Source organism: Blautia sp. MCC270 (assembly GCF_018785605.1).
GTDB classification, from domain to species: domain Bacteria; phylum Bacillota; class Clostridia; order Lachnospirales; family Lachnospiraceae; genus Blautia_A; species Blautia_A fusiformis.
The window spans coordinates 50,626-73,544 of record NZ_WQQD01000012.1 but is presented as its reverse complement, the minus strand read 5'-3'; the positions used below and the strand labels follow the sequence as shown (position 1 = coordinate 73,544).

Annotated in this window: 25 protein-coding genes and 4 pseudogenes; 27 read left to right on the top strand and 2 right to left on the bottom strand. The window is 38.9% G+C overall.

Features of this window, described 5'->3' with window-relative positions; genetic code table 11:
* The 19 genes and pseudogenes from GPK58_RS13305 to GPK58_RS04480 form a co-directional block, all read left to right on the top strand.
* A pseudogene (locus GPK58_RS13305) lies at positions 1 to 220 on the top strand (GNAT family N-acetyltransferase); the annotation flags it as partial.
* A 28-nt stretch (positions 221 to 248) separates the two neighbouring features.
* Positions 249 to 1,127, top strand: coding sequence for a LysR family transcriptional regulator (locus tag GPK58_RS04565; protein ID WP_092073358.1), 879 nt, complete (start codon positions 249 to 251; stop codon positions 1,125 to 1,127).
* A 126-nt stretch (positions 1,128 to 1,253) separates the two neighbouring features.
* The gene (locus GPK58_RS04560) at positions 1,254 to 1,724 is read left to right on the top strand and encodes a flavodoxin (RefSeq protein ID WP_005426704.1); all 471 of its coding nucleotides are present in this window, start codon (positions 1,254 to 1,256) and stop codon (positions 1,722 to 1,724) included.
* Positions 1,725 to 1,752: 28 nt separating this feature from the next.
* The gene (locus GPK58_RS04555; RefSeq protein WP_059086531.1) at positions 1,753 to 2,520 is read left to right on the top strand and encodes a carboxymuconolactone decarboxylase family protein; all 768 of its coding nucleotides are present in this window, start codon (positions 1,753 to 1,755) and stop codon (positions 2,518 to 2,520) included.
* A 10-nt stretch (positions 2,521 to 2,530) separates the two neighbouring features.
* Positions 2,531 to 3,535, top strand: a pseudogene (locus tag GPK58_RS04550) (aldo/keto reductase).
* A gap of 21 nt (positions 3,536 to 3,556) precedes the next feature.
* On the top strand, positions 3,557 to 3,748 hold the full coding sequence (locus GPK58_RS04545; protein WP_015526519.1) for a hypothetical protein: 192 nt from the start codon (positions 3,557 to 3,559) through the stop codon (positions 3,746 to 3,748).
* Positions 3,749 to 4,136: 388 nt separating this feature from the next.
* Positions 4,137 to 4,868 (top strand): annotated as a pseudogene (locus tag GPK58_RS13300) (DUF6017 domain-containing protein); the annotation flags it as partial.
* A gap of 9 nt (positions 4,869 to 4,877) precedes the next feature.
* Positions 4,878 to 5,174 carry a hypothetical protein gene (locus GPK58_RS04535; RefSeq protein ID WP_021650148.1) on the top strand — a complete coding sequence of 99 codons (297 nt, stop codon included), beginning with the start codon at positions 4,878 to 4,880 and terminating at the stop codon, positions 5,172 to 5,174.
* Positions 5,175 to 5,181: 7 nt separating this feature from the next.
* On the top strand, positions 5,182 to 5,586 hold the full coding sequence (locus tag GPK58_RS04530) for a hypothetical protein (RefSeq protein WP_021650147.1): 405 nt from the start codon (positions 5,182 to 5,184) through the stop codon (positions 5,584 to 5,586).
* Positions 5,587 to 5,720: 134 nt separating this feature from the next.
* Positions 5,721 to 6,698 (top strand): choloylglycine hydrolase, encoded by a 978-nt coding sequence (bsh, locus tag GPK58_RS04525; RefSeq protein WP_215638275.1) that lies wholly within the window; start codon positions 5,721 to 5,723, stop codon positions 6,696 to 6,698.
* Between the two features lie 38 nt (positions 6,699 to 6,736).
* Entirely contained in the window at positions 6,737 to 7,417 is a 681-nt protein-coding gene (locus GPK58_RS04520) for a GTP pyrophosphokinase (RefSeq protein WP_005347231.1), read from the top strand.
* 32 nt (positions 7,418 to 7,449) lie between these two features.
* A complete protein-coding gene (gene cls / locus GPK58_RS04515; RefSeq protein ID WP_055166960.1) occupies positions 7,450 to 9,009 on the top strand; it encodes a cardiolipin synthase in 1,560 nt (519 codons plus the stop codon).
* A gap of 289 nt (positions 9,010 to 9,298) precedes the next feature.
* A complete protein-coding gene (locus GPK58_RS04510) occupies positions 9,299 to 10,732 on the top strand; it encodes a phospholipase D family protein (protein WP_215638274.1) in 1,434 nt (477 codons plus the stop codon).
* Positions 10,711 to 11,421, top strand: coding sequence for a response regulator transcription factor (locus tag GPK58_RS04505; protein ID WP_059086533.1), 711 nt, complete (start codon positions 10,711 to 10,713; stop codon positions 11,419 to 11,421). The genes GPK58_RS04510 and GPK58_RS04505 overlap by 22 nt, the downstream gene beginning before the upstream one ends.
* Positions 11,421 to 12,464, top strand: coding sequence for a HAMP domain-containing sensor histidine kinase (locus GPK58_RS04500; RefSeq protein WP_005347239.1), 1,044 nt, complete (start codon positions 11,421 to 11,423; stop codon positions 12,462 to 12,464). Before GPK58_RS04505 ends, GPK58_RS04500 begins: the two co-directional genes overlap by 1 nt.
* Before the next feature lie 33 nt (positions 12,465 to 12,497).
* Positions 12,498 to 13,562: an FUSC family protein gene (locus GPK58_RS04495; RefSeq protein WP_092071115.1), complete on the top strand. Its 1,065-nt coding sequence runs from the start codon at positions 12,498 to 12,500 to the stop codon at positions 13,560 to 13,562.
* Complete coding sequence (locus tag GPK58_RS04490) at positions 13,552 to 14,124, top strand: CDP-alcohol phosphatidyltransferase family protein (RefSeq protein WP_055057096.1); 573 nt, start codon at positions 13,552 to 13,554, stop codon at positions 14,122 to 14,124. Before GPK58_RS04495 ends, GPK58_RS04490 begins: the two co-directional genes overlap by 11 nt.
* Before the next feature lie 221 nt (positions 14,125 to 14,345).
* Positions 14,346 to 14,756 carry an IS200/IS605 family transposase gene (gene tnpA, locus GPK58_RS04485; RefSeq protein WP_180211310.1) on the top strand — a complete coding sequence of 137 codons (411 nt, stop codon included), beginning with the start codon at positions 14,346 to 14,348 and terminating at the stop codon, positions 14,754 to 14,756.
* Positions 14,757 to 14,773: 17 nt separating this feature from the next.
* Entirely contained in the window at positions 14,774 to 16,030 is a 1,257-nt protein-coding gene (locus GPK58_RS04480; protein ID WP_015526510.1) for an RNA-guided endonuclease InsQ/TnpB family protein, read from the top strand.
* 268 nt (positions 16,031 to 16,298) lie between these two features.
* Here the strand turns inward: GPK58_RS04480 and GPK58_RS13295 are convergent, their stop codons facing one another.
* Positions 16,299 to 16,544: a helix-turn-helix domain-containing protein gene (locus GPK58_RS13295; protein ID WP_092071104.1), complete on the bottom strand. Its 246-nt coding sequence runs from the start codon at positions 16,542 to 16,544 to the stop codon at positions 16,299 to 16,301.
* 136 nt (positions 16,545 to 16,680) lie between these two features.
* Between GPK58_RS13295 and GPK58_RS04470 the strand changes: the two genes are divergently transcribed.
* From GPK58_RS04470 to GPK58_RS04460, 3 genes are read left to right on the top strand one after another with little or no spacing between them, the layout of a single operon-like run.
* Complete coding sequence (locus tag GPK58_RS04470; RefSeq protein ID WP_021650138.1) at positions 16,681 to 17,706, top strand: molybdopterin-binding protein; 1,026 nt, start codon at positions 16,681 to 16,683, stop codon at positions 17,704 to 17,706.
* Positions 17,707 to 17,755: 49 nt separating this feature from the next.
* On the top strand, positions 17,756 to 18,058 hold the full coding sequence (locus tag GPK58_RS04465; protein WP_084449111.1) for a hypothetical protein: 303 nt from the start codon (positions 17,756 to 17,758) through the stop codon (positions 18,056 to 18,058).
* On the top strand, positions 18,027 to 18,764 hold the full coding sequence (locus GPK58_RS04460; protein ID WP_215638273.1) for a molybdopterin-binding protein: 738 nt from the start codon (positions 18,027 to 18,029) through the stop codon (positions 18,762 to 18,764). Before GPK58_RS04465 ends, GPK58_RS04460 begins: the two co-directional genes overlap by 32 nt.
* 167 nt (positions 18,765 to 18,931) lie before the next feature.
* Here the strand turns inward: GPK58_RS04460 and GPK58_RS04455 are convergent, their stop codons facing one another.
* On the bottom strand, positions 18,932 to 19,585 hold the full coding sequence (locus tag GPK58_RS04455; protein ID WP_252195768.1) for a formate dehydrogenase accessory sulfurtransferase FdhD: 654 nt from the start codon (positions 19,583 to 19,585) through the stop codon (positions 18,932 to 18,934).
* A gap of 120 nt (positions 19,586 to 19,705) precedes the next feature.
* Between GPK58_RS04455 and GPK58_RS04450 the strand changes: the two genes are divergently transcribed.
* From GPK58_RS04450 to mobA, 5 genes and pseudogenes are all read left to right on the top strand, one after another.
* Positions 19,706 to 20,161, top strand: a complete 456-nt coding sequence (locus tag GPK58_RS04450; RefSeq protein ID WP_015526506.1) for an MOSC domain-containing protein — start codon at positions 19,706 to 19,708, stop codon at positions 20,159 to 20,161.
* Positions 20,151 to 20,636, top strand: coding sequence for a cyclic pyranopterin monophosphate synthase MoaC (gene moaC, locus GPK58_RS04445; RefSeq protein ID WP_119248129.1), 486 nt, complete (start codon positions 20,151 to 20,153; stop codon positions 20,634 to 20,636). The genes GPK58_RS04450 and moaC overlap by 11 nt, the downstream gene beginning before the upstream one ends.
* A 1-nt stretch (position 20,637) precedes the next feature.
* Positions 20,638 to 21,612 (top strand): GTP 3',8-cyclase MoaA, encoded by a 975-nt coding sequence (gene moaA, locus GPK58_RS04440; protein WP_215638272.1) that lies wholly within the window; start codon positions 20,638 to 20,640, stop codon positions 21,610 to 21,612.
* A gap of 6 nt (positions 21,613 to 21,618) precedes the next feature.
* Positions 21,619 to 22,107 carry a MogA/MoaB family molybdenum cofactor biosynthesis protein gene (locus GPK58_RS04435; protein WP_252195767.1) on the top strand — a complete coding sequence of 163 codons (489 nt, stop codon included), beginning with the start codon at positions 21,619 to 21,621 and terminating at the stop codon, positions 22,105 to 22,107.
* A 7-nt stretch (positions 22,108 to 22,114) separates the two neighbouring features.
* Positions 22,115 to 22,777 (top strand): annotated as a pseudogene (mobA, locus tag GPK58_RS04425) (molybdenum cofactor guanylyltransferase).
* The last annotated feature ends 142 nt before the right edge of the window (positions 22,778 to 22,919 follow it).

Genomic DNA, 22,919 nt, shown 5'->3' with positions numbered 1-22,919 from the left:
CGAAGGTATTTTTGTCTCCGATGAAATGTAGTCATGTGGCATAGGTAAGCTTTTATTGGATTATATTAAGGATAAAAAAGTCAGCTTACGATTAAATGTATACCAGAAGAATGCCAGAGCAATTTCTTTTTACCAAAGAGAAGGGTTCATTATTCAATGTGAAGATTTGGATGAAGATACTGGTGAAAAAGAGTACACTATGCTATGGAAACGAAAATAGAAATCGGAAGTTGTGGGAATAAAAAAATATGGAATTAAGACTATTGCGCTATTTTCTGACGGTGGCAAAAGAACAGAGCTTTACAAAAGCAGCAGAACAATTGCATATTACCCAGCCAACGCTATCCAGACAAATGGCGGCATTTGAAGAGGAGCTTGGAGTAATATTATTTATTCGAAGCGGGAAGAAAATTTCGCTTACTGAAGAGGGGATTTTATTAAAAAGGCGTGCCCTGGAGATCCTTAATCTTGAGGAAAAAACACTTGAGGAACTGAAAGGAAAAGAAGATGTTGTAGAGGGAAATATAACCATTGGATGCGGTGAATTTGCAGCGGTGGAGACATTGGCGGAGATATGTAAAACATATAAAGAAAAATACCCGCTGGTTCAGATTGTATTGCATACTGCAACAGCAGATGCAGTGTATGAGATGATGAACAAAGGACTTGTAGATATTGCATTATTCATGGAGCCGGTGGACACCGAAGGGCTGGATTATATCCGGATCACAGATTGCGATCACTGGTGTGTTGGAATGCGGCCGGATGATCCGCTGGCAGAAAAAGAGTTTATAAGAAAAGAAGATCTTATTGGAAAACCATTGATCCTGCCGGAAAGAGTAAATGTTCAAAGTGAACTTGCCAATTGGTTTGGAAAAGACTTTTCGAAACTGCAGATTGCATTTACAAGTAATCTTGGAACGAATGCCGGAGTTATGGCAGCAAATGGACTGGGCTATCCGGTATCCATCGAAGGTGCTGCAAAGTATTGGCGGGAGGATATTCTTGTACAGCGAAGAATTTCTCCTGAAATCACAACAAGTACTGTGATTGCCTGGAGACGAAACATTCCATATTCTCTGGCGGTCAGTAAAATGATAGAAGAAATAAATGCTTTTCAGGCATAGAATGGAATTCAATATAAGCATTAGACATAATAAAAATATCAGGTATAAAATAGATGTATAAGAGAAATTCAAATCTTATACATCTATTTTTATACGAAAAATTCGCAAAGAAAGGGGATTTTTATTATGAGTAAAAATTTAGTCGCATTTTTCAGTGCAAGCGGGACAACAAAAAAAGTAGCAGAAATGATTGCAGAGGAAGCAAAAGCGGATTTATTTGAGATTGAGCCAAAAGTTCCATATACAAAGGCTGATCTTGACTGGATGAATAAAAAATCCCGCAGCAGTGTGGAAATGAGTGATAAGAAATACAGACCGGAGATTATGAAGAAAAAGATGGATATGAGTTCTTATGACGAGATCCTTCTGGGATTCCCAATCTGGTGGTATGTAGCTCCGACAATTGTCAATACATTTTTGGAAGCCTATGATTTCAGTGGCAAAAAGATTGTGCTCTTTGCAACATCCGGTGGAAGTGGATTCGGTAATACTGTAAAGGAATTACAGCCATCTGCACCGGATGCGGTTATCACAGAAGGCAGCCTGTTAAACCGTGGAACAAAACAGGAAATCAGTGAGTGGGTAAAATCTTTATAAATAACAGTGCTATGGAGGTATACAGAAAATGGGAAAAATAGTACAGACAGCAGGAAGAAATACACTTGGTGAATTCGCACCGGAATTTGCACATTTTAACGATGATGTACTTTTCGGCGAAAACTGGAATAACCAGGACATCGACGTAAAAACAAGAAGTATCATCACGGTGGTTGCTCTGATGGCTTCCGGAATTACAGATGCTTCTTTAAAATATCATCTTCAAAATGCAAAAAATCATGGTGTAACACAAAAAGAGATTGCCGCAGTAATCACACATGTCGCATTTTATGCAGGATGGCCAAAAGCATGGGCTGTTTTCAATCTTGCAAAGGAAGTGTGGGAGGCAGGTGAAGGAGATTTGCCATACGAAGAGGAAGCGATGCGCGCGCATGCAAAAGAGATGGTATTTCCAATTGGTGCACCAAATGATGGCTTTGCACAGTATTTTTCTGGCAGAAGTTTTCTTGCACCGATTTCCACTTCTCAGGTTGGCATTTTCAACGTGACATTTGAACCCGGATGCAGGAATAATTGGCATATTCATCATGCAAAAAGCGGTGGCGGGCAGATCTTAGTATGTGTAGCCGGCCGAGGGTTTTATCAGGAAGAAGGCAGGGATGCGGTAGAAATGAAACCGGGTGACTGTATTAACATTCCGGTAGATGTAAAGCACTGGCATGGGGCCGCTCCGGATGAATGGTTTTCCCATCTGGCAATTGAGGTGCCGGGAGTGGATTGTTCCAATGAGTGGTGTGAGGCGGTATCGGAGAAAGAGTACGCTGGATTAAGATAAGGAGAGCACTATGGAATACGGTAAACTCGGAAATACAGATATAGAAGTGTCGAAATTATGTGTGGGCTGTATGAGTTTTGGGAAAGCTGGAACCATGCATGACTGGACGTTGGATGAAGCTGAAAGTGAGAATGTTATCAAGCATGCACTTGATTTGGGATATAACTTTTTTGATACAGCAAATGGATATTCAGCAGGAACAAGTGAGGAATATTTAGGTAAAGCATTGAAGAAAAATGTAGCGAGAAATCAGGTTGTGATTGCATCCAAGGTATATTTTAATGAAGGTCGTTTATCAAGACAGGCAATCATGAGGGAAATAGATGGAACTCTGTCACGTCTTGGAACCGACTATCTTGATTTATATATCATCCATAGATTTGACTATGATACACCAATTGAAGAAACTATGGAGGCACTGCACGATCTGGTAAAAGCAGGAAAGGTCAGGGCACTTGGTGCATCTGCCATGTATGGATATCAGTTTTATAATATGCAGTTAGCCGCAAGAGACAATGGATGGACACCATTTTCTGCGATGGAGAATCATTATAATTTGCTTTACAGAGAGGATGAGAGAGAATTGCTACCAATTTGTAAGCAAATGAAAGTTTCGTTAATGCCGTATAGCCCTCTTGCAGCCGGACATCTGGCAAGACCATAGTGGAAATCAGAGTCTCTTCGTGGAACCACGGATAGGGTTGCCATGGGAAAATATGATAAGACTGAAGCGGAAGACATGCAGATAGTTAAACGTGTAGCGGAGCTTGCCGAAAAGTATAACTGCAAAATGTCCCAGATAGCCATTGCATGGCAGTGGGCAAAGGGAATTCTATCGCCTATTATTGGGGCAACCAAAACGCAGTATCTGGATGATTCAGCCGGAGCATTTGACATTAAATTAACTGCCGAAGACCTTGCATATCTTGAAGAGCCATATGTTCCACATGAGATAGTTGGTGCAATTGATAAAAATCCGGCACAAGGTGTTATTTTGCTTGATGAAAAGAAATAATAAAGAACTAGGTGTAGCCATATGAAGAAATATTTATCAGTTATTCTGGAAATTATCCTCACAGCCTGTCTGGTTGCATGTGGTAGTTCTAACAAGGATTCCGTGAACGATGATAAACAAGAGGTAAGACTGGGAAAAATGAATATGCCAGAGCGTGAGGTTGTAGAATTGCTGAGTAACGGAGACGTAGAATTAAAAATTTCGAAAGAATGAAATTACTGTTTTTCTATACGAAGAGCTCGACAGATTTTAGATAATTGCGATCTGTGAAGAATTTGCAATTTTAGGAATGATATTTTTGATTATCAGTTGATAGTCAACTTCCAGTTTGTTGAATTAAAAATGAAATAAAGTTTCAGTAATCATAGAGTGTATGGATTCAATTCCATATGCTCTTTTTCTTTTACTTAATTTCAAGAAAATGCAGAAATCTAATGTTACGAGTTTCTTACGAGTAGCATTAAAAAAAACTCGCAAGAAAACTTGTAAGAAAAAAAGTAAAAAAATTTGCTTTTGACCACTGTAAAACAGGCTCTGAGCGTTTCGTTATATGAAGGGATAATTTTTCTTTCATAATTCAAAGAAAAGAGGACAAAGAAATGTCAGAGAACTGGATGACGAAACAGGAATTGGTCTGATTGAGAAACGCAGACAGGGATTTGGAAAGGTGAACGTTATCTACGTGAAAACCTTTATGCCTGAGAAAACAGATAAGAAAAAATTTGGAGAGGAATTAAAGAAGTTTAAAAAACAAACTTCTGTGGAAAATGAGGAATCTACAGAAGTTTACAATTCAAACTTCATGAAGTCCCAAAATCAAACTTCATGAAGTCCCGAAAACAAACTTCAAGAAGTTTACATTTCAAACCCTAATAATACTAATCTTAGTGATACTGAAATGAATGATAATAAATCTAATCAAATCGTATCTGCAGATGAGAATCGATCCGATGGCGATAATTCCACTGAGGAATATCAGGCTTATGAAAAACTGGTCAAAGAGACTGTTGATTATGAATCACTGGAAGTAACCCATCATGACGATATGCGACAGGTAGATGAAATCGTGAACCTGATCGTAGAGACTGTGATGTGTAAAAATGACAAGATCTTGATTGCCAGCAACTGGTATCCGGCATCACTGGTGAAGAAAAAATTTCTGATGCTGACCTATTCACATATCGAGTATGTCTTACACTGTATGAGTGGTAACACCACAAAGGTGAAGAACATCAAGAAATATTTATTAGCAGCCCTGTTTAATGCACCGTCAACGATGAACGGGTATTATCAGGCAGAGGTGAACCATGATATGCCAGGACTGGTAAGATAGGAGGTGCACATGTTTATTTTAAAACTTGCTGGAAAGATATTATTACTGCCGGTATGGCTGATCCTTTTTGTGATCGGCCTGGCAGTGAAGATGACAGTACAGACTTATGCGGTTGTAAGGGGAATCCTTGGTTTTATATTCGCTTTGTTGATTATAGCAACTGCATACTGTTACCATGACTGGGTACAGGTTGTATTCCTGTTTGCGCTGAGTGTTATTCTGTATCTGATCCTGTTTGCAGGAGTGTTCGTAGATACTGTACTGGACATGACAAGAGAACGTATTATTGATTTTATTATATCGTGAGGAGGATATGAAAATGAGCGAAAACAATGATTATATTCAGTTACCACCACTTAAAAAAGACACACCGTCCGATGTGGTAGCATTTATGTGGGAGTACATGAAAGTACCGGAGAATTCAAGAGAAAAAGTTAAGAATCTGCTTAAAGATGCAAATGAAAATGGCGTAAAATTAAGTCATCAGGCACCAACACTGTATGATGTTGTCCCAAAAGAAGAAATTGCTGAATTTGAAGAGCTTATGCGCAAAACCATAGCTGACATTGTATCAGAAGCCAGTAGCGTTGCCTGTTGGGTGTATGTGCAGAAATATGTGAAGCACAAAACCCTAAACGAAATGCTGCAAGAATTGCCAGACGTAGGTCAATTCATCCTAGCTATGGATACCTGGTTTGAAAAACTGATGGAGAAATAATCTAGGAAAATAGTTTAAAGTTTACATGTTATGATCATGTATGAAGTTGGAACAGAATAAAAGATTGTGCTATACTATTGTTCAAGAAAAAAACTCATTGACATATTTCAATCTATTTAGGAGGATAAATGATCATGTGTACAGCAGCAACTTATAAAACAAAAGATTTTTACTTTGGACGAACCCTCGATTATGAATTCTCTTATGGTGATCAGATAGTAATTACACCACGTAATTATGCGTTTAATTTTCGCCATGTTAACGATATGAAAAATCATTATGCAATTATTGGAATGGCTCATGTTGCAGAGGATTATCCTTTGTATTATGATGCTATGAATGAAAAAGGAGTGGCAATGGCAGGACTGAATTTTGTCGGAAATGCTGTTTATTCCGCGATTAAGCCAGATGTGGAAAATATTGCACAGTTTGAATTTATTCCGTGGATTTTAAGTCAGTGTTCTTCTTTAGTTGAAGTTCGCGAGCTTCTTGAACGAATTAATATTGTTAATACTCCTTTCAGCGAGCAATTACCATTAGCACAATTACACTGGATCATTTCTGATGAGAATGAGTCAATTACGGTAGAATCTATGTCGGATGGTTTGCATATTTATGACAATCCAGTAGGAGTGCTTACGAATAATCCGCCATTTCCACAGCAGATGTTTCAACTAAATAATTATATGTATTTATCTCCTAAACAGCCCAGAAATACTTTCTGCGAAAATTTGGCTCTTGATGCATATAGTAGAGGTATGGGAGGATTAGGTCTTCCGGGAGATCTCTCATCTTCCTCACGCTTTGTACGTGTAGCTTTTACAAAGGTAAATGCAATTTCAGGTGAATCAGAGGAAGAAAGCGTTAGCCAATTCTTCCACATTCTCGGATCTGTGGATCAGCAACGAGGATGTTGCGAAGTAGCGGATGGAAAATATGAAATCACATTGTATACGTCGTGTTGTAATGTTACAAAAGGTATTTATTATTACAATACTTATGAAAACCATCAGATCAGTGCAGTAGATATGCATGTAGAAAATCTGGATAGTGATAAAATGATTTGTTATCCAGTAATTCAAGGAGAACGAATCAACTATCAAAATAAATAATGTTTTGAAATCAGGGATGAGGTAGAAAGGAAAGTTCCATGACAAAAGATGAAGTAAAAAAACTCAGGATGAACAGTCCGGAATCACTACAGTTTTTAAATAATGCTACAAAATTTTATAATTTAATGATGATGTATCGTTGTGCTATTCGGGAGATACAAACTAAACTTGAGGTTTTGGATGATGAATTTTCAGTTGAGAACAATCGAAATCCTATTTCTTTTATAAAAACAAGAATTAAGAAGCCCAATAGTATTTACGATAAATTGCAGAAGATGGGATATGAATTTACAACAGAAAATATACAGACATATCTCAATGATGTAGCAGGCGTTCGAATAGTTTGTGCGTTTATTGACGATATTTATATGATATCAGATTTGATTACCCAACAGGATGATATTAAAGTTATTGAAATAAAAGATTATATAAAAAATCCAAAATCGAATGGTTATCGAAGCTATCATATGATTGTTGAAATACCAGTATTTTTTGCTAAGGGTAAAACACCTATGCGTGTAGAATTACAGATTCGAACCAATGGTATGGATTTCTGGGCAACATTGGAACATCAACTTCGCTATAAAAAAGGAATTGAAGAAATGCCTGGCTATGATGAGATAAGTGAAGAATTACTTCATTCTGCAAGAGCTATCATTGAAGCAGATAATGAAATGCAGAGAATAAAAGACAAAATTGGTATGTTCCACGAAATTTAGGGAGAAAACTGAGCAAGTAGGAAGGTGGATATATGAAACAAGATACTTTAGAGGGCAAAGCAAAAACAAAAAATGGGGTAAAACGGCTGTGTTTTTCCATAATCTGCATTCTTTTGGAAGTGATTTTTATTATTACTATCGTAACACGTTTGAATGAATATGCAGAAATCATAAATTTATTTACAAGGATTTTGAGTGGGATCTTGGTTTTGGGATTGTACGCATCAAATAAGACATCCTCTATGAAAATGCCTTGGGTCATCTTAATTCTAATTTTCCCAATTATGGGTGTAGGCCTGTATTTGTTGATTGGTTTGAATGGTGGCACACATAAAATGCGTGAGCGATATGCAGAAATTGATAGCAAATTGTTACCAATGCTTCCGGACAGTCAGGAGTGTTTGAGCAAAATAAAAGAAACAATTCCGAAAGCAGGAAATATAGCAAGTTACATACAAAGAAATTCGCAGTATCCAATCTATCAGAATACGGACATTGTGTATTTTGATGAAGCAGTGAAAGGACTAGAGGCACAGCTTAAGGATTTGGAGAAAGCACAGAAGTTTATCTTTATGGAATATCATGCGATAGAAGACGCTGAAGCATGGCATAAGATTCAAGATGTTCTGGAAGAGCGAGTAAAAGCAGGTGTGGAAGTTAGAGTATTCTACGATGATATGGGTTCTATAGGCTTTATTAACACAGATTTTGTGAAAAAGATGGAAGCAATAGGAATTCATTGCCGTGTATTCAATCCGTTTATGCCAGGTTTAAATCTGTTTTTGAACAATCGTGATCATAGAAAAATAACAGTTATTGATGGAAAAGTCGGATTTACAGGTGGATATAATCTAGCAAACGAATATTTTAATTACACACACCCGTATGGACAGTGGAAAGATACAGGTATTCGTTTAGAAGGAGATGCTGTTCAGTCGCTTACGGTGACATTTTTGGAAATGTGGAATGCAGTAAGTGATAAGGATGCTAATGATTCTGATTTTAGTAAATATCTTTTCCACTATGATTATGCGGCACAGCAAACTGGGTTTGTTCAACCTTATGCAGACAGCCCTATGGATAATGAGCAAGTAGGAGAAGAAGTTTATATCAGTATGATAAATAAAGCTGAAAAATATTGTTGGTTTATGACTCCATATCTAATCATAACAGATGAAATGACGCATGCGTTATGTCTGGCTGCTAAGCGAGGGGTAGACGTAAGAATTATCACACCTGGTATCCCTGATAAAAAATTCATTTATAATATAACTCGTTCTTTTTATCATGGATTAGTTAAACATGGTGTTCGTGTTTATGAGTGGACTCCTGGTTTTTGCCATGCAAAAATGAGTGTGGCAGATGACTGTATGGCAACTTGTGGAACAATTAATCTGGATTATCGAAGTTTATATCACCATTTTGAAAACGGCTGTTTTATGGCAGATTGTCAGGCAGTTGTGGAAATAAAAAATGATCTGATAAGAACGATGGGAGAATGTCGTGATGTGACAGACCAATATCAAACCGGACGAAGTGCATATTTGCGACTGGGACAATTATTTATGAGATTATTTGCTGGATTGCTATAAGAATCTGATGAAACGACCTTTCAAAAAACAGTTGATTTAGAAGTTAACTGTTTTTGAAAGGCCGTTTTTGCTATATCTAACAGTCTGTTGTACAAAGAAGATTTTGCATGGATAGTGATTAATACAACGGAGTAAGAAAAGCTCCTTCATATATTAGAATAAAAATATGACTGTTTCATTAAAAAGAAGCCGGTCATATTTTTTATGAAAAATAAATTTTGTTGAGGTTAAATTGAGATTGACTTTGTATTGTATAAGTATGAAATAAAAAGGAATCAGGTGATGTACAATGAAAAAGCATAAAATATGTAAAATCCTTCTTGTTATACTGGCAATTTTTTTATGTGTGGCTTTTTATGAATTGCTCGGAATCTGCGTTGCATATAAAAAGCAGCCGGAAGTGTCCAATACAACCAAAAAAGAAACAAAAAATGGGTCATGGAACGAATGCAGTGAAAATACAGAACGGGCAGTAATCATAGAAAAGAATCCAGAAGCGCTTTTACAAAGAGTGCGTTTGATCAAGAATGCAAAAAAGGAAATTATTCTTTCTACTTTTGCATTTCAATCCGATGAAAGTGGAAAATTGATTTTAGGAGCACTGCATGATGCGGCAGACAGAGGTGTACATATTCGTCTGTTAGTAGATGGAATGGAGAGCTGGATTGATATGGAAGGAAATCCGTATTTCTATGGATTATCTTCCCATGAGAATGTTGAAATTAAACTGTATAATAAGGCCAATCCGTTGAAACCATGGAAGATGATGGGGAGAATGCATGATAAATATTTGATTGCAGATGGTAAGACATATATTCTTGGTGGAAGAAATACATACAATTATTTCCTGGGTGATTTTCTGGGACATAAGAACTATGACAGAGATGTGTTAGTGGTTTGCGATGAACCTGAGAAAGAAAATTCAGTTAACCAGTTGTTAGAGTATTTTGAAACGATATGGGAACAAGAAGACAGTGGTTATTTTCATGACAATAAAAAACTGGCAAATAGAAAATCTGTAAAGAACGCAGTTTTAGAGCTGCAGAACGGCTATCAGAAATATTTTGAAGAGAATAAGGAAAGAATCTGCGATACCGATTACACGGACGAAACTTTTGAGACAGAAAAGATTGCATTAGTGTCAAATCCTATTCACACAGGTTCCAAAGAACCAGTAGTGTGGTATCAGTTGGGAGAATTGATGAAAAATGCAAAAAATCGTGTGAAGATCCACACGCCATATATTATCTGTAATGATATGATGTATAATACATGGGAGGAGATTGCAGAGAACGTTTCAGATTTTTCTATCATGACAAATTCAGTTGCGAATAATGGGAATCCATTTGGGGCTGCCGATTATGCGAAAAACAGAAATAGAATCTTAAGTACAGGAATTAATATCTGGGAATATGAAGGCGGTTATTCATACCACGGAAAAAGTATTCTGATTGACGATGATCTGTCTGTAATCGGTTCCTTTAATATGGACATGAGAAGTACATATCTGGATACGGAACTGATGCTTGTAATTCGCAGTAAAGATATTAATAAACAGTTGGAAGAGGGCATGATGGAATATGAAAAAGTGTCCCGCCAGATATTAGAAGGCGGAACTTATAATGATCCATATCATGTAGAGCCAATCGAATTAACAAAGAAACGTCAGAGAAAAATATTTTTGGTACAGCATCTGCTTGGATGGGCAAGGTATCTGTTTTAATAAGGAGGAAGGAAAACGTGTTTCAAATATTGATTGTAGAAGATGATAAAGAATTAAGCCAGCTATTCCAAAAAGTGCTTGAGAAGAATGGATATCAAGTCAAAAGTGCATCGGATGGAGCACAGGCATTAGAAGTATTGGATAAGGAATATATTGATCTGATCATTTCTGATATTATGATGCCGGTTATGGATGGCTATGAACTGGTGTCAGAACTTCGTTCAGCAGGATATCAGATACCAGTGCTTATGATCACTGCGAAAGGTTCCTTTGATGATATGCGCCAGGGATTTCTTTCGGGAAGTGACGATTATATGGTAAAACCGGTAAATGTGAATGAAATGGTTTTAAGAGTCGTAGCACTGCTTCGCCGTGCACAGATACTGAATGAACACAAAATTGTGATCGGTTCAACAGAGTTTGATTATGATGCAATGACGGTTACAACTGATAAGGAAAGTTTTGTTTTGCCTAAAAAAGAATTCCTGCTTTTATATAAGCTTGCAGCTTCGCCAGGCAGAACATTTACAAAACAACAGTTGATGGATGAAGTATGGGGATACGAGACGGAGGCAGACCCACATACAATAGAGGTACATATAGGAAGAATCAGAGAGCGTTTTAAAGATAACCCTGATTTTGAAATCGTAACAATGCGTGGAATTGGATACAAGGTGGTGAAAAAATAATGGAACAAAAGAAAGAAAAAGGATTGCGGATCCGATCCTGTCTGACTGGTGCAATCTGGCTGGCACTTGTATTTTCAACAGTCATATCTGCTTTATTATTTGCTTTTTTGAATCATTTTTTTAATCTGCCGGGCAGCATACCTGTGCTTGGCTGGCTTTTGATTTTCAATACATTGATTGCAGGGCTGATCACTTCCTTTATCAATGCAAAGTTACTGGAACCAATTACCAGACTTAGTAAAGCAATGAAGGAAGTTTCTCAGGGAGATTTTGAACAGCATTTGGAAACGAACAGCCGTATAGCAGAAGTTGGAGAATCTTATCAAAGTTTTAACGTTATGACAAAAGAACTTCGTGCAACAGAGGTGCTGCAGATGGATTTTGTATCTAATGTTTCTCATGAGTTTAAGACCCCGATTAATGCCATTGAAGGATATACAATGCTGCTTCAGGGAGAAGAACTGTCTCCGGATCAAGAGGAATATGTAGAAAAAATCTTATTTAACACCCAAAGACTTTCCGGATTGGTTGGTAATATTTTGCTGTTATCCAAGTTAGAGAATCAGAATATACCAATGAAAAAAACAGAATATCGTCTGGATGAACAGATCCGCCAGGCATTTCTTTCATTGGAAACAAAATGGACAGAAAAAGAAATTGGTTTTCAGGTAGAATTGGAGGAAGTTAAATATACTGGGAATGAAGGACTTTTTATGCATATCTGGATAAATCTTTTGGATAATGCGATTAAGTTCAGCCCTTCAAAGGGGACAATTACGATGTTTCTGAAACAAGAACAGGATTCTGTTAAGTTCATTCTGGAAGATGAAGGACCAGGAATAGAGGATGATGTAAAATCCAGAATATTTGACAAGTTCTATCAGGTAGATGGATCTCATAAAGCAGAAGGAAATGGCCTAGGTCTTGCACTTGTAAAACGGATTGTAGATAGTGCCGGAGGAACAATCAAAGCAGAAAACCGTGAATATGGTGGATGCAGATTTGTTATAGAGCTGCCAAAGCAGAAAGATGAGATTATATAGTTTTAAGATAAATTAGAAGATGGGAGGATTTATATGACATTTTATCAGGAGTTGCAGTTAAATCAGGCAGGTTCTAAAAACCTGTTGAAAAAGAGTGAAACACTAAAAGAAAAATTATATCATATGTGGGTATATCTGGTGAAGATAGCTGTTACAATGGCATTTTGTTTTTTCTTTGTTAGTATTTTCAGCATCCTATTTGGAAATGAGAACAGCATTGTAGGTGTAGTAGTCTTATTATGTCTCATGGTGTTTAGAAATGCGGATCTGGGGATCCACACCGGACAATCTACGATGCTTTTGGCTTTGTTCTTTGTAATTATGACTGTATGTCCGCATTTAGCAAATCAGTTTTCACCGGTATTGGGAATGCTGTTAAATATTGCGGCACTGGCTGTGTTGATTCTGTTCGGATGCCATAATCCATTCATGTTTAATCAATCTACATTGGTTCTTGGGTATCTGCTGCTATATGGTTATGATGTTACGGGAAAAAGCTATCAGATGCGATTAGTCGGAATGGCTTTAGGTGCAGCACTTACCTGCTTCGTATTTTATCGAAATCATAAAAACAGAACTTATAAAAGAAATCTGAAAGATCTGATACAAGAATTTGATATCACTTCTTCCAGAACAAAATGGCAGATATGTCAGATTTTATGCGTACCGATTGTCCTTTGCATTGCAGAACTTTGTAATATGCCACGTGCAATGTGGGCTGGTATTGCGGCCATGTCCGCGATTTTGCCGTTTATGGAAGATATGCACTACAGAGTCCGTAAAAGGATTGTCGGAAATATTGCAGGTGTTATATGTTTTACAGTATTATATTTTCTGCTTCCTTCGTCAATCTATGCATATATAGGAATTCTTGGTGGAATCGGTGTAGGATTTTCAGCACAATATGGCTGGCAGGCAGTATTTAACACATTTGGTGCTTTAGCCATTGCTGCAGAGACTTATGGACTACAAGGAGCGGTTAGTCTTAGAGTAATTCAAAATGTTTTTGGTGTTGTGTTTGCTTTAGCATTTTGTGTTATATTTTATTGGTTTATGTCTAAAAAAAAGGAAAGTGAGATGACCGTACATGCAGAGTGAAGTGAATCAGGAAGAAAATTTGAATAGAATTATTACGGTTCCTAATCTTCTTTCTTTTTTTCGGCTTTGTCTGATTCCGGTAATTATATGGAGTTATTGTGTAAAGAAAAATCCTCTGTTAGCTGGTGAAATCTTATTGCTGTCTGGTCTTACGGATCTTGCTGATGGATATATCGCAAGAAGATTCCATAGGATTAGTAATTTAGGAAAAATACTTGATCCGGTGGCTGATAAGCTGACACAGGCAGCGATGTTAATCTGTCTGTTTACTCGTTTTCCGCATGTGCTTCTTTTAATCGTAATAATGGCAGGTAAGGAGCTGTATATGGTAGTCAGTGGATGTCTTGTGATACGAAAGACAGGAAAAGTACATGGTGCAGACTGGCATGGAAAGATAGTAACCTTTTTATTATATGGAACTGCAGCGGTGCATATTATATGGTTCCACATTACACCGATGGTATCAGATCTGTTGATTGGTTTGTGTGCTATAATGATGGTCATATCGGTCGCTCTGTATATTATCCAGAATACCAGGACTCTTAAGGAAGAGACTGTATAAGCAATTTTATATTACAATGACTAGAAAAATATTTAGGAAGATAAGCGGGAATCCTCGGTAATTCAATTGCCGAGATGAAAGCGTAAACTGTGCATATCTGCACATTATAAGTAAAATATATTTATTTTTTTACTAAAAAATGCTGTATCCAGCTTTATTAAAAAAGAAAATATGTTCGGCATTTTATTGTGATATTCTTAATACTATGCTATACTATATGTATGAAGGAGAATCTTATACATTACCGCACTTGTGTGTGCAATATTAATTACCATATGGTATGGTCAGTGAAATACTGGCGGAAGATATTGAATGCGGAGATTGAAGCATATCTTCAGGAGCTGGTGCAGGAGATCGCAGCGGATAAAGGTTTTACCGTCCATTTGTTTGAATGCGGGGAAGGAGACCATGTGCACTGTTTTGTGTCTGCTCCTCCCAAATTATCCATAACTGCGATCGTGAAATATCTGAAAGGGATCACCGGCAGGAAATTATTCGAACGTTTTCCGGAAATAAGAGAACAGCTTTGGAAAGGAGAGCTGTGGAACCATTCCTATTATGTGGAAACGGTCGGGTCTGTGTCGGAAGAAAACATCCGCAGATATATTGAGCATCAGAGTAAAGTTTATTGAGATCATAGAGGTGGGAAATGCTGCTGTCAAAGAAAACATCCATAAAGGTCAGTCAGGAATATGCAAACGTCATCGGACATATGTGTTATGCGGCATCCAAGCTCTGGAATGTCTGTAATTACGAACGTCAGCATTACAAAGAAATGGGAATGGAGAAATACCCGGACTGGTATTATCAGAAAAAATCCCATAGAGAGGATCTGTGGTATAAACAGCTTCCATCTCAGACAGCCCAGGAAGTCTGCAAGCTGCTGGATAAAGCATGGAAATCTTTTTACGCCTTGAAAAGATCCGGAGGGATTGAGAATCCCAGACCACCGCGGTTTAAACAGGAAAGTATCCCCATTACCTATATGCAGATGGGAATTGTACATGAATGGGACACAGAAAAAGTCCGTCTGTCCCTTCCAAAAGCATTAAAAAGATATATGGAAGAAACGTATCAGATCCATGAGAACTTTCTTTATCTTGAAAATAAGATTTTCAGGGGCATGGATCAGATCAAACAGTTGCGGATCTACCCACCGGAAAAAGGTGAATGTAAAGTTATTGTTGTTTATGAGATTTCAGAGAGGGAAGAACTTTCGCAGAATGGACACTATCTGTCAGTTGATCTGGGACTTCATAATCTTATGACATGCTATGATTCCGGGAATGGGAATACATTTATCCTGGGCAGAAGATATCTTGCATTGGAAAGATATTTTCATAAAGAGATTGCAAGGGTGCAGGCACAATGGTATGGACAGCAGTCTGTGAAGGAAATAAAACATCCAGTCACATCAAAACATATTCGCAGATTATATCAGAAAAAGCAGAACTCGGTAACGGATTATCTGCACAAGATCACAAGATACTTTGCAAAATACTGCCGTGAACAGGGAATTACCTGTGTTGTGGCAGGGGATATCCGGAATATCCGGAAAGGAAAAGACCTGGGACACAGAACAAACCAGAAGTTCCACAATCTGCCGTATAACAGGCTCTATAGCATGATGGAATATAAGCTTAAGATGTACGGGATCCGTTTTGTAAGACAGGAAGAAAGCTATACCAGCCAGTGCAGTCCGCTGTCACCAGAGGTGGAAAAAAGATATGCACAGCCATGCAACCGAAAACAAAGGGGACTGTACAGGGACAGAAACCGGAAGTATAACGCAGATGCTGTAGGTGCATATAACATCCTGAGAAAATATCTCTCCGTATCCGGAGAGAAAAAGGAACTGTCCGTAACCGGACTAAAAACGCCAGAAATAATAAAAGTAGCTGTATAGCTCTAAAGAGCAAACAGTAGTGGTGTCATGGACGCACCCTGAAAAGGCGGTATCCCGCCTTAATTCAGATGCTCTGGTAACTCAGTTGCCGAGTAGTTCACATAGAAAATAAATCATTATAAAAAGATCCTGTTCATACTATGATATATGCGATGATTATGGAGATAACAATTATGACTGCCAGTATGGAAAGCCAGAAATAATCTATAATTCTTTGATTGCAAGGTATTTTGTTGTATTGCGTGTCTTGGTCAGGTTCACCTCCTCTCTATTTCGTCGAGTTTTTTAAGAAATCAATCTCCATTTGTTGCTGCTGTGTTTGAGCTTTTAGTAGTCGGTTTTCAGCTTTCAACTTCTCAATATCTGATAATTGAGAAATCGCTTTGTTCTTACCTCGTCGATCATATAATCCTTCGATTCCTTTATCTTTATATTTTCTAACCCATGCATAAACTTGTCCGTAGGAGCAACCATATTTATTCGCTGTAGAAGAATAATTACATCCCGTGTTCAAGGCTTTGCGGTATTTTTTTGGATTTCAATGTGTCAAACTCCCGTGTTTATGAAAGTTGTGTTTTTCTTGGCAATATGTTACAATTACTCCATATAAATTTATAACTTTTCTGGACAGAAAGTAAAAGGGGAACGTCATGAAGTGTATTAAAACAACGGACGCGGTAGGACATGTACTGTGCCATGATATTACTAGAATTGTGAAGGATGTGGTAAAAGATACAGCCTTTCGTAAAGGACATATTGTACAGGAAGAAGATATTCCGGTTTTGCTATCTCTGGGAAAAGACCATCTTTATGTGTGGGAGAAGGATGAAAATACTTTGCATGAAAATGAAGCAGCGCAGATTCTGTGTGATGTGTGCATCAATGAGAATATGCATCCAACGGATGTAAAAGAAGGAAAAATTGAGTTGATTGCAGATTGTGACGGAGTATTTCAGGTGGATGTGCCGAGGCTGGATGCTATTAATGAGATCGATGAGATTATGATTGCCACCCGTCATACAAATTTCCCGGTAAAAAAAGGTGACCGTCTTTTAGGAACCCGTGTGATTCCGCTGGTGATTGCAAAAGAAAAAATGGATTTGGTGAAGAAAACAGCAGGAGAAAAACCGCTGGTATCGCTGGCACCTTATAAGAAACGGAAGGTAGGAATTGTAACCACCGGAAATGAAGTATTTTATGGAAGAATTAAGGATACTTTCACACCGGTAATCATCGAAAAAATGAAATCTTACGGTGCTGAAATTCACGGACATATTCTGTGCAATGATGATATGGAAAAAATCACTGCCGCTATTATGAAATTAAAAGAAGAAGGGGCAGATCTGATTGTCTGTACCGGTGGTATGAGCGTGGATCCAGATGATAAGACACCGGGCGCGATCAAAAATACAGGAGCGAGAATCGTATCTTATGGTGCTCCGGTACTTCCGGGAGCGATGTTCCTGTTATCCTATCTGGAAGATGGCACACCGGTAATGGGACTGCCGGGATGTGTGATGTATGCAAAAGCCACCGTATTTGATCTTGTTCTGCCACGTATTATCGCAGGTATAGAAGTGACAAAAAAAGATCTGGCACATATGGGAAATGGCGGATTCTGTCTTGGTTGCAAAGAATGTCATTATCCGAACTGCAGCTTTGGAAAGGGCGTATAAGAGCAGGACAGGAGGAATAAGCATGGAAAAGCTTACGGTAGAGTAGGCACTGGAAGCACTGCTGGAACATACAAAAGTAATAGAGGAAACGGAAACTGTACCACTTTTGCAGGCATGTGGAAGAGTGTTGGCAAAGGATATGATTGCAGGATTTGATAACCCGCCGTTTGACAGATCACCTGTGGATGGTTATGCCTGCAAAGCGGAGGATATAACGGATGCATCAGAAAGTCATCCGGTACAGTTGACGGTATTGGAAGAGATTGATGCGGGGCAGTATTCCAGAGTCACAGTGGAAAAGGGGGCAGGCGGTTCGGATTATGACAGGCGCAGCTATTCCGAAAGGCTGTGACTGCTGTGTCCGTCAGGAGGATACAGATTATGGAGAAGAGACTGTCAGAATCTTCCGTCCGACCGGACAGTGGCAGAATTACTGTTATCAGGGAGAGAATTTTAAAAATGGAACGGTTCTTTTGAAAAAGGGTGACAAAATCGGATTTATTGAAGCAGGTATACTGGCCAGTATGGGAGTCATAAAAGTGAAGGTTTATCGTCGGGTAAGAGCAGCTGTTCTGACTATCGGAGATGAAGTAATGGCACCCGGAAAAAGATTGATTCCGGGGAAGATTTATGATTGTAATCAGGGACTTCTGGCGGCTCGCATGAAAGAATTTGGTGCAGAACTGGTGGAAGTGGCAGCCATAGAGGATCGCCCGCAGGCTATGACAGCAGCAGGCGAAGTCATGGCTCTGGACTGGGGAATTACATTGCAGTGTGATACCACAGGAAAAGAAGACGCCAGCAGTGTAGGAGTGCGAAGTCACTTTATATATCCGGTACTACCGGAAGCAGATGGCACAACGAAAAACGTATTTCCATGTAAAGTGGAAAGAGTGATTGAGGACGTGTTTTCGTATATCTTGATCGTATCTACGAAAGAAGAAGCCAGGATTCGCGTAGATGTGACGAAAGAACAATGGCAGCAGTACCAAAAGCATATTTCTGGAAATAAGATATGGATTGGGATAGATGAAAAAGATGTGATGTTATTAAAATAAATGAAAGAATCACCGTATCAAGGTTGAGGTAATCTATGATACGGTGATTCTTTCGTGAAAAATGCGAAAAAGCTTTCAATATCCAGTTCCGGTGGTTTAATATGCGGTTGTCAAACATTATTTCGTAAATACTTTCATTCGATCCCTTCTGGCTGCACAGATCAGGGTCAGGTGATATTTTTTGCAAGATCAATTGCTTCAGAAGTAGGAGAAGCCTTGCTGGAGAGAATTGGAATCCCTGCATGGATGACCTTTAAAGTCATATCAGTTGGTATTCTGCCGCTGGAATATACCATACATTGATGCAGGTCAATATTGTGCCGCAGAGCGTAGCCGATCACTTTATCCAAAGCATTGTGCCGTCCGATATCTTCGCAGGAAAACAGAATGTGATCTTTTTGAGCGAGAATGCAGCTATGTGTGGCAAAGGTAATGCCATGGAGAGGAGAACCATCCGCAAAGGCATCCGCCATATGAAAGATCCATTCTGGTTTCCAGAAAATCGGTGTAAGTGACTGCGGCTCTTTGGATGTAACAAAGTAATCATTTAAAATATGATTGCCGGTACAGCAGGTAGGAGTTACTTCTACAAAGGCATCCGATGAGGATTGTGTGCTGCGTGCCGAATTTTTTAAATAGACTTTTGCACGTTTTCCATATTCACAGATATAGATATGATCTACATCTTCGGAAGACGTGATGATTTGTTCTGTCAGCAATCTTCCAAGAACCAGTTCAGTCAGATGCTGGGGCAGGCAAACAAGTTTCATAGTCAGATGATCATTTATATAGACATCCATCATATGTTCGTTAATATACATAATTTCTCCAATTGAAAAAACAATTCTTTTATCATGTTTACTATGTGGTATACTAGATCTAGTATAACGGACATCTCTTTATTTCGAAAGAGTGAATTGAGGGATGAAGGAGGAAATAAAATGGGAAAGATTATGGCGGTAAATATCAGTGAGAAGAAAGGTACACAGAAAAAGAATGTACATAGTGCCAGACTGATGGAAGAATTTGGAATCGAGAAGGACGCCCATGCCGGCAAGTGGCATCGCCAGGTGAGTCTTCTTTCTTATGAAAAAATAGAAGAATTCAAGGCAAAGGGAGCACCGATCGAAGACGGAGCATTTGGAGAAAACCTGATTGTAAGTGGATACGATCTGAAGGCATTGCCGGTTGGCACCAGACTTCGCAGCGGAGAGGTATTATTAGAAGTGACACAGATCGGGAAAAAATGTCATAGTGGATGTGAGATTTATAAAATTATGGGTGACTGTATTATGCCAAGAGAAGGTATCTTTACCAGAGTACTTCATGGTGGCGTATTGACAGAAGGCGATGAAATTGTGATAGAGAAGGCAGCAGGTGAGGCAGATGGAGAATAAGCTGAATCATTTTGATCAGAAGGGTAACGCTGTTATGGTGGATGTGTCCGGAAAGATACCGACATCTAGAACAGCAGTAGCAAAAGGCAAGATTCGTGTCTGTCAGGCTGTGATGGATGCAGTGAAACAGGGGACTGTGAAAAAAGGAGATGTACTTGGAGTAGCAAGAGTGGCTGGCATTATGGCGGTAAAACAGACATCTCATCTGATTCCGATGTGTCATCCGCTGATGATTCAGAAGTGTTCGGTAGATTTTGAACTGGATGAAGAAAATCTTGAAATTACGGCAATTTGTACAGCCAAAACGGAAGGTCAGACCGGTGTGGAGATGGAGGCGCTTACTGGTGTGAATGTGGCACTTTTGACAATTTATGACATGTGTAAGGCAATTGACAAGTCCATGGAGCTGACGGACATTCATCTGGTAGAAAAAAGCGGAGGAAAAAGCGGGTTATATCGAAACCCGAAAGAATAGTATGAAGGATAGATTTGGAAGAGAGATTGACTATCTGCGGATATCCATTACAGATCGATGTAATCTCAGGTGCGTTTATTGTATGCCGGAAAATGGAGTTGTGCAGATCTCGCATGAAGAAATTCTGACTTATGATGAGATTACCAGAATCAGCAGATGTATGACTGGTTTAGGTATACGTAAGATCAAACTGACCGGAGGAGAACCGTTAATTAGAAAGAATTGTGCCACACTGGTTCGAATGTTAAAAGAACTTCCTGGCATCGAAAAAGTGACATTAACGACCAATGGTGTATTGCTCGAAGAACAGATAGCAGATCTGGCAGAAGCGGGGCTTGATGATATAAATATCAGTCTGGATACTTTAAATGCAGCAGAGTTTGCAAAGGTAACCAGGAGAGAAAGTCTGGATCGGGTGCTGGAGGGAATCCAGGCGGCATTACAGTATCCGCAGATTGGATTGAAGATTAATTGTGTGTCGGTAGTGGAAGAGCAGGAAAATCTGGTATCGATAGCGAGACTTGCAAAGCAATATCCGATTCATGTTCGTTTCATTGAAATGATGCCGATTGGATATGGAAAGGATTTTCAGTTTCGGGGAGAAAGTGAAATATGCGAAATATTAGAGAAAGCATATGGAAGAATGACTCCAATAAAAGAACGATATGGGAATGGACCGTGTCATTATTATAAAATAGAAGAATTTCAGGGTAAAATAGGATTTATCAGTGCGATGACGCATAAGTTTTGCGACCAGTGTAATCGTGTGCGTATGACAGCAGAAGGATTTTTAAAAGCCTGTCTGCAATATCAGACTGGAACGGATTTGAAGAATTTGATGCGTTCAGGATGCACAGATGATGAACTGACAGAGGCAATACAGAAAGTAATATGGGAAAAACCGGTCAGTCATCATTTTACATCGGAAGAGATTGAGACAGATGAATGTAAATTAATGTCCCAGATAGGAGGATAAGGAATTATGAAAGCTGCGATTATCATATCCAGTGATTCTGGATATGCAGGAGAGAGAGAAGATAAAAGTGGCTCGGTAATCCAGGAAATTTTGGAAGCGAACGATTACGAAGTGGTGCATACCATTCTTTTGCCGGATGACAGAAAGATGCTGGCAGATGAGATGGCTCGTATAGCAGATGAGGGAATAGCAGAGCTGATTGTAACTACGGGTGGAACCGGATTTTCGCCGAGAGACTGTATGCCGGAGGCAACAAAGGATATTATAGAACGTGAAGTGCCGGGGATTCCGGAAGCAATGAGAGCATATAGTATGACGATTACACCAAGAGCTATGCTCAGTCGTGCAGCAGCAGGTATTCGAAAAGGAACACTGATCGTGAATCTGCCGGGAAGCCCGAAAGCAGTCAGAGAAAGTCTGGAATATATTATTCCAGCGCTGGAACATGGATTACAGATCCTGACCGGGGAGGCAACGAACTGTGCCAGAAAATAATCGGAAAATGCAGACTGATATATCTGAATTAGAAAACGGTCAGTTGGCAGAACAGCAATTGCCATCAGATTTTACGCTGGTAGTCCTGGCAGGTGGTGCCAGCAGCCATATGGGAAGGGAGAAGTCAGATCTGCTTTTAGATGGACAGACATTTTTGGAGATACAGATCGGAAAAGGATGTCAGTTGGGAGCAAAACAGATCTTAATTTCTGGATATCGTGGAACACAGTGAGGGGAAGAGATTGTGCCGGATCGAATTTCCGGTCAGGGTCCACTTGGCGGCCTGGAGAGCTGTTTTCGAAGGGCAAAGACAGAAAAATGCCTGGTGCTGGGGGTAGATACGCCGCTGGTACCTGTGGAAGAACTTCAAAATCTGTTGAAGTTCGCAATGGAAAAAGCCGACCAACCGGTGACTATGCTGTGTCATAATGGAAAAGAAGAATCGCTGATAGCGGTATATGATGCCAGACTTTATAAAGAGATCACAGATTTTCTGGAATCAGGAAGATCATCGGTGTATCGTTTTTTAAATACAGTGGGATATTCCCTATACCATACCAGTGCACCGGAAAACTATTTTCAGAATATCAATGATCCGGAAATCTATAAGAAAGTCTGCACGGAATGCGAAATTGCTGATATTTTCACAAAGGAATCCGTTAAACTATAGATTTTTAAATACTGTAGAAATTTTTGTTTGTTATACGGAATCCAATGAGGGATATTTTCAGAATATTAACGATTCTGATACATATTTAAAGACTGAAGGGTATCTCGTAAAATAGCATAATACAGAAGGCGTATAGGATTAT